General features: G+C 72.4%; 7 protein-coding genes and 1 pseudogene. All 8 read right to left on the reverse strand.

The window, feature by feature from the left end; translation table 11 throughout:
* Positions 1-117: 117 nt before the first annotated feature.
* Positions 118-546 carry a YchJ family metal-binding protein gene (locus GT354_RS13815; protein ID WP_161356602.1) on the reverse strand — a complete coding sequence of 143 codons (429 nt, stop codon included), beginning with the start codon at positions 544-546 and terminating at the stop codon, positions 118-120.
* Positions 547-587: 41 nt separating this feature from the next.
* Positions 588-1,496 (reverse strand): 4-hydroxy-tetrahydrodipicolinate synthase, encoded by a 909-nt coding sequence (locus GT354_RS13820; RefSeq protein ID WP_161356603.1) that lies wholly within the window; start codon positions 1,494-1,496, stop codon positions 588-590.
* Positions 1,497-1,589: 93 nt separating this feature from the next.
* A complete protein-coding gene (locus GT354_RS13825; RefSeq protein ID WP_161356604.1) occupies positions 1,590-2,072 on the reverse strand; it encodes a TetR/AcrR family transcriptional regulator in 483 nt (160 codons plus the stop codon).
* A 74-nt stretch (positions 2,073-2,146) separates the two neighbouring features.
* Entirely contained in the window at positions 2,147-3,406 is a 1,260-nt protein-coding gene (locus GT354_RS13830) for an MFS transporter (RefSeq protein ID WP_161356605.1), read from the reverse strand.
* A gap of 186 nt (positions 3,407-3,592) precedes the next feature.
* A complete protein-coding gene (locus GT354_RS13835; RefSeq protein WP_202511871.1) occupies positions 3,593-5,050 on the reverse strand; it encodes a M1 family metallopeptidase in 1,458 nt (485 codons plus the stop codon).
* A 211-nt stretch (positions 5,051-5,261) separates the two neighbouring features.
* Positions 5,262-6,107, reverse strand: a complete 846-nt coding sequence (locus tag GT354_RS13840) for a siderophore-interacting protein (RefSeq protein WP_161356606.1) — start codon at positions 6,105-6,107, stop codon at positions 5,262-5,264.
* A gap of 153 nt (positions 6,108-6,260) precedes the next feature.
* Complete coding sequence (locus GT354_RS13845) at positions 6,261-6,899, reverse strand: pentapeptide repeat-containing protein (protein ID WP_161356607.1); 639 nt, start codon at positions 6,897-6,899, stop codon at positions 6,261-6,263.
* Positions 6,890-7,001, reverse strand: a pseudogene (locus GT354_RS53950) (SGNH/GDSL hydrolase family protein); the annotation flags it as partial. The pseudogene GT354_RS53950 and the gene GT354_RS13845, both read right to left, overlap by 10 nt.

The following is a 7,001-nucleotide window of genomic DNA, read 5'->3' on the forward strand; positions in this document are numbered from 1 at the left end:
GGCCGGCGAGGACCCGATCGCGCGGCTGCGCGACTCGATCCCGCCGGCGTGGGTCGACAGCCGCCGGGAGGGCGCCCCACCCGCCGTCCCCGGTCCCCGGTCCCCGATCGGCGTCGGTCACCCGGTCGCGGCCCCGGCCGCGTCGAGATAGACCCACGCGCCTTCGTGACGGACGAAGCGGCTGTGTTCGCGCAGGGATTCCTGCCGGCCGCCGTCGAGGTGGCGGGCGGTGAAGTCGACCGTGCCCTCGGTGTGGAAGGGGCCGCCGGCCGTGGTCGCGAGCACGTCCAGGCCCAACCATCGAACGCGCGGATCCAGGTCGAGCGAGGCCGGCCGGGTGCTCGGGTGCCACGTGCGCAGCAGGTAGGACTCGTCCAGGACGACGAACGCGCTGTAGCGCGAGCGCATCAGCAACTGCGCGGTGGACGCGGGCGAACCCGCGTGGCGTAGGCCGCAGCACGCGCCGTAGGTCGCGGGCAGGCCGCACGGGCAGGGCGAGGAGGCGGTGACGGCGGCGGGCTTGGGCCGAACGGCGCGACGTGGCATGCCGCCATTGTGGCCCGAGCCGCCGCCGGCCCGTGCGGGGCCTACTTGTCGAACTGCGCCAGGCACGCGGTGGCGGCCTCGACGGACGCGGCCTGCGCGGGCAGCAGAGGCAGTCGTACCGCCGGGCTCGGGATGCGGCCCTGCCGGTGCAGGACGCCCTTGAGGACGGTCGGGTTGGGCTCGCTGAACACGGCGACCGACAGCCGGGCGAGCGCGTGCCCGAGAGGGCGCGCGGTGTCGGCGTCGACGACGTGCCACGCCCGGATCAGCTCGGCGAAGTGACGAGTCGCCAGGTGGGCGGAGGCGAGGATGCCGCCCGCGGCGCCGAGCGCGAGCATCGGCGACACGTACAGGTCGTCGCCGGCCCAGATCGCGAGGTCGTCCCGTTCGGCCGCGAGCAGTTCGACGGTTTCCTGGTCGACGCCGCCCACCGCGTGCTTGAAGCCCATGACGCCGGGAATGTCGGCGAGCCGCAGCAGCGTCTCGACGCCGAGGGTGAGGCCGGTGCGGTACGGGATGTTGTAGATGATCAACGGGACCGGGCTGTGCGCGGCCAGCCGGGTGAAGTGGGCGACCACGCCCGCCTCGGAGGGGCGGGTGAAGGAGGGGACCGTGGTCAACGCGGCGTGGATCTCGGGCCGGTCCGCGAGCGCGGCGAGGGCTTGGACGCTCGCCCGGGTGTCGTTGCCGCCGGCGCCGACGATCAAGGACGCGGCGCGGTCTCGACAGACGCGGGCGCACACGGCGACGACCGCGTCCTTCTCGGCGGTGTCGAGAGTGGCCGGCTCCCCGGTGGTGCCGAGCGCGACGAGTCCGATCGCGCCGTCGTCGAGGAGGGAGTGGGCCAGGGCTTCGAGCGCGTCGAGCGCGACGTGTTCGCCGTCGGCGGTGAAGGGGGTCACGAGCGGGACGAGGAGGCCGCGAGGCGCCTCGGTCGGGGTGTCGGTCATGGACTGGACCCTTTCGCACGTCGGTCGGTGGATCGAGCGAATATCGATAACAAGCCCTCGGCGCGCGGTTCCCGCGACAGGTGAGCGGTTGGGCTAGAGACGAGGTCCGGGGAGCAGGTCGTGGACCATCTCTTCCCACTCGTCGACGGTGGGAGGAAGGTGAGTCAACAGAGCCTGGATCAGCAGGCCGTCGACGGCGCCGACGAACACACGTACCCGGACGGGGTCGGTGGTGAAGCAGTGGGCGAAGTCCGCCGCGGCGTTCAGCCAGTCGTCGGTGGCCTCGCGCAACTCGGGGCGGCGGGCGGCGAGCAGGAACAGCTCGTACTCGGCGATCAACGGGCCCGACGCGGAGACGGCACGGGCGAGTTGTTCGGCGAACCGGCGCCGGATGTCGCCCGGAGCGGCGGTGATCGAGCGGACGTTGGCCGCGTCCTCGGTCATGCACGACGTCAGGGCCGCGGTGAGCAGGTCGTCGACGCCGTCGAAGTAGTACGTGGACGCGCTCGTGGGCAGCCCCGCCTCCCGCGAGACGGTGCGGTGGCTCACGCCTGCGGCGCCGTCGCGTTCGACCACGCGCAGGGTGGCTTCGATGAGTTCGCGACGGCGGCGTTCACCCTTGGCGCGGCGGCCGTCGACCGGGGTTTCGGTCAGCGGGATTCACCCTCTCGGACGGGCGCGGCGGCGGCCGGCGCCGCGCTGTGCACGACGGTGGTCTCGCTCGTGCGGGGCGCGGTTCGGCGCAGTACGCGGTAGCCGGCCAGGCTGACCGCCGCGGCGAGCGCGGCGGCGCCTACGGCGACCCCGAAGCCGGCTCGCGGGCCCGCGTGGTCGACGACCATTCCGGACACGGACGCGCCGGCCGCGACGCCGATGCCGATGCCGGTGGTCGTCCAGGTCATGCCCTCGGTGAGACGGGCGGCCGGGACGAGGCGCTCGACCAGGCTGACGGTGATGATCATCGTGGGCGAGATGGACATGCCGGCGACGAACACGGCGGCGCCGAGGGTGGGGATGCTGTTCACGATCAGCAGCGGCAGCACGGTGACGGCGGTGATGCCGACGCTGATCAGCAACATCCGCGGTAGGGGCGTGGCGAGCTTGAGCGCGCCGAAGACGATGCCGGCCAGGCACGATCCGGCGGCATAGGTGGCCAGGACGAAACTCGCCGAGCCGGTGTGGTGCTGTTCCTCGGCGAAGGCGATGGTGACGACGTCGACGGTGCCGAAGACGGCGCCGATCGCGAGCAGGATCAGGACCAGGACCTGGAGGCCGCGGATGCGCATGACCGTCCGGGTCTTGCCTTCGGCGCGCGGGTGGGCCGGCGGTTCGGTGCCCCGCTGCATCGTGAAGAGCAGAACGCCGACGGTGAAGAAGGCGATCGCGGCGAGCGGTCCGGCCTCGGGGAAGACCGAGACGCACAGGCCTACGGAGATGATCGGGCCCAGGATGAAGCACAGTTCGTCGACGACGGACTCGAACGAGAACGCGGTGTGCAGATGTGGCGAGCCGCGGTACAGGACGAGCCAGCGGGCACGAACCATGGCCCCCATGCTGGGCATGCAGCCCGCCGGGATCGCGCACAGGAACAGGGTCCAGTCGGGGGCCTCGTAGCGCGCGCACAGCAGCAGGGCGCCCATCGCCAGGACGCTGACCGCGGTCGTCGGGATCAGCACCCGGCTTTGTCCGTAGCGGTCGACCACGCGCGAGATCTGCGGGGCGATGAGCGCGGTGGCGAGCGCGAAGGTCGCCGAGACGGCGCCGGCGAGGCCGTACTCGCCGCGGAGTTCGGACAGCATCGTGACGATGCCGATGCCGGTCATCGAGATGGGCATGCGGGAGACGAAGCCGGCGGCCGAGAAGCCCTTGGCGCCGGGGGCGGCGAATATCTCGCCGTAAGGGTTACGCACGGGAATTCCCGTCGGGGTAGGCCAAAGAAAGTGGGACGTTCGTTCCGGTTTCTATCACGAGCGGCTCCCCGCGCCAAGTCGGATTCGGACACGGGTACCCCAGCGGCCGGTCCCGGGCACGAATGGCCGCGCGTACGGACGGCGGCCGTCGGGTGTTCGGTCGCCGCCCGCGGGTCGTGAGGGGGCTCAGGCCGGGTCCACGGTCCAGTCCGGGTGCCCGGGCATCGGCGGGGTCCTGGGGCCGTACAGCCACGCGTTCAGGAACGGGGCCAGGTCACGGCCGGCGACCCGGGACGCGAGCGCGACGTAGTCGGCGGTGCTTACGGCGCGGCCTCGGTTGCGGGTGGCCCACGCGCGTTCGATCCGGGCGAAGGTGTCGTCGCCGACCTCGGCGCGCAGGGCGTAGAAGACGAGCGCCGAGCCGTCGTAGCGCATGCGCTTGAAGAGATTGGGCTCGGTGGGCTCGGCCGGGGCCCCGGTGTCGCGGCGCCAGATGTCGTGCTGACGGTAGGCGTCGCGCATGAGCGGTTCGAGCTGTGCGCCGCCGTTCTCCTGGCTGTACACGCGCTCGTAGTAGCGGGCATGGCCCTCGCTGAGCCACAGGTCGGCCCAGCGGTCCATGGCGACGCTGTCGCCGGTCCACTGGTGGACGAGCTCGTGGACCATGTTGCGTTCGGCGTTTACCTTGTCGCCCAGCAGGTCGGCCTTGGGTACCAGGGAAAGGGTCTGCGTCTCCAGCGCGACGCCCAGGTCGGTGTCCGCGACGACGATGCCGTAGCTGTCGAACGGGTAGGGGCCGAGCTTGCTCTGCACCCAGGCGAGGTGGCGCGGGGTGAGCGCGCGGTACTGCTCGACGCGCTCGACCAGCGCGGGAGGGACCGCGTCGCGGAGCTTGATGCCGTCGGGGGTGGTGCCGTCGACGAGCGTGTAGCTGCCGATGGCGAGCTGGAAGAGCTGTCCGGCGACGGGTTGGCGGCTGTCGTAGGTCCAGCGGGTGCGGCCCTGGCCGGCGCGGCGCTTGTCGGTGAGGGTGCCGTTGGACAGTGCGGTCAGGCCGTCCGGCGCGGTGACGTTGACCGTGGTCCGGGCGCGCAGGCTGGGGTGGTCGTTGCTCGGGAAGATCATCTTGGCGCCGTCGGGCTGTGGGTAGACGACGGTGCCGTCGGGTGTGGGGATCCAGCCGAAGGTTTCGATCGCGTCGTCGCGATGGCGCTGTTGGGTCGGGTCGGCGGTGTACTGCACTCGGACCTTGAACTCCTGGCCCCGGCGCAGGGCGCGGGCCGGGGTGATCACCAGTTCGTCGCCCTCACGGGCGGTGCGCGCGGTGCGGCCGTCGACGGTGACCCGGCCGAGTGTGTTGCCGGCGAAGTCGAGGTTGAAGCGGGACAGGTTCCGGGTGGCGCGGGCCTTGATCTCGGTGTCGGCCGGGAAGGCGATCCCGGGGCCCTGCCAGTCGAAGCCGAGGGTGTAGTGGTCGACGCGGTAGCCGCCGTTGCCGCTGCCGGGCAGGAGCGGATCGCCGATGCCGGGTGCTCCCGGCGTGGGCGTGCCGCTGTCGGTGTCGGCGGTCGCGGCGGAGGTGGCGGCTGCGGTCAGGGCGAGGGCGGCCGCGACAGCGACGAGGGTGTGCGGTGGACGTCTCATGGACTCCACCCTGTGCCGGCGCGCTTGCCCACGGTAGGGGCGGCGTGCCGTTTTCACTCGTGTGCGGGCGACCACTCGGGTGCCGGCGACCGCCCGGGTGCGGGCGACCGCCCGGGTGCGGGCGACCACTCGGGTGCGAGGGACGCGCACACGAGCGAACGCACGCTCCCACCCTTCGGGTCGGAGCGTGCGTTCGGGTCTGCGGTGAGGGTCAGGTGCGCTGCTCGGCCTCGCGCTCGGCGGCCTTCTCGGCGGCCTTGTCGGCCTGGAAGCCGTCCTCGTCGCGGCCCTTGCGCCAGTAGCCGGAGAAGGAGATGTCGCCGCGGTCGACGCCGCGTTCGTCGACGAGGTGGCGGCGCAGTTCCTTGACGGTGCCGGCCTCGCCGTGCACGAAGGCGTGTACACGGCCGGTGGGGAAGTCGAGGGCCCGCAGCGTGTCGAGCAGGGTGGGGCCGCCGTCACGGGTGATCCACGTGGTGCTCAGGTCCAGGTCGGGATGGGTCTCGGGGACGGTGCCGGGCGGCTGTTCGTCCGCGCTGCCGACCTCCAGGAGGGCGACGGCCTTGGCCGCGGCCGGCAGCCGCTCCAGCGAGGCGCTGATCGCGGGGTAGGCGCTTTCGTCACCGATGAACAGGTGCCAGTCGGCCTGGGGGTCGGGGGCGTACGCGCCGCCGGGCCCCAGCAGGCGCACGGTGTCGCCGGGCTTGGCCTGCGCGGCCCAGGGGCCGGCCAGGCCCTCGTCACCGTGGTGGACGAAGTCGATGGTGATCTCGCGGGTGTGCGGGTTGTGCGCGCGCACGCTGTAGGTGCGGGTGCGCGGCCAGACTTCGCGCGGGAGTTCGGCACGGATGGTCTCCATGTCGAACGGCTCCGGGTACGTGACGTCGGGCAGCGGGAAGAGCACCTTGACGTAGGCGTCGGTGAAGCCGTTGTCGGTGAAGTGTCGGTAGCCGTCGCCGCCGGCGACGATGCGGATCAGGTGGGGGCCGACGCGTTCGGCACTGTGTACCTGGAGTTCGATGAGCTTGCGGGGCTTGCGTACCGGGCGGTCCGCCATGGAGTTCTCCTCACCTGCAACTGTGCGACTTAGGCAAACCTAACCCCGGGGCCGGTCGCGCGGTTCCGCGGGGTGCCGACCGGGGTGTCGGCGTTAGGTGGAGGTGGCGGCGGAACTGCGGGCGGGGCCGCGGGTGATGGGGTCGGCCGCGGTTCAGGTGACGGTGATGCCGAGGTGGCGGGCGAGGTGGGGGGCGAGGTCGAGGAGTTGGGCGCCGTCGATGGTGGCGCCCTTGAGGGCGGCGAAGCCGGAGGAGACGCCCAGGTCGGCGCCGCGCAGGTCGCAGCCGACGAGGGTGGCGTTGTCCAGGACCGCGCCGGTGATCCGACTGCCGGGAAAGGTGACCCGGGTGAGCTTGGCGCCGGCGAGGTCGGGGTCGCGCAGGAGGCAGTCCTCGAACACGACGTCGGTCAGGTGTGCCTCGCGCAGGTTGATCGAGTCGAGCTTGCAGCCTCGGAAGGTGACTCGGCGCCACGTGCTGCCGAACGCCTGGACGCCGGCCACGACACAACGCAGGAACGTGGCGTCCTGCCACCCGGTCTCGGCGAGGTCGGCGCCGACCACGCGGACGTCGGCGAGCCAGACGTCGGTCAGGCGCGAGCGGCGGTAGCGGCCGGCGCCGAGGGTCGCACCGGTGAACGCGCACTCCATGAAGCGGCTGCCGCCGGACCCGTCGAGTTCGACCCGGTCGAAGTGCACGCCGTCGTGGTTGCCGTCCGGTTCGAGCGGCAGTTCGGCGGGCACGAGATGCTCGGCCCAGGGCAGGTCGGCGAGGGTTTCGATCACGGCCACGGGGTGAGCTCCGATCGCTTGGGTGGGCGGCCGTCGCCGGACGAGCGGCCGGTCGCGCGGCGGGCGAGCCAGGGCCCGAAGTGGGTGCGGACCCAGCGCGCG

Source organism: Streptomyces sp. SID3343, from assembly GCF_009865215.1.
In the GTDB taxonomy this organism is placed as follows: Bacteria; Actinomycetota; Actinomycetes; order Streptomycetales; family Streptomycetaceae; genus Embleya.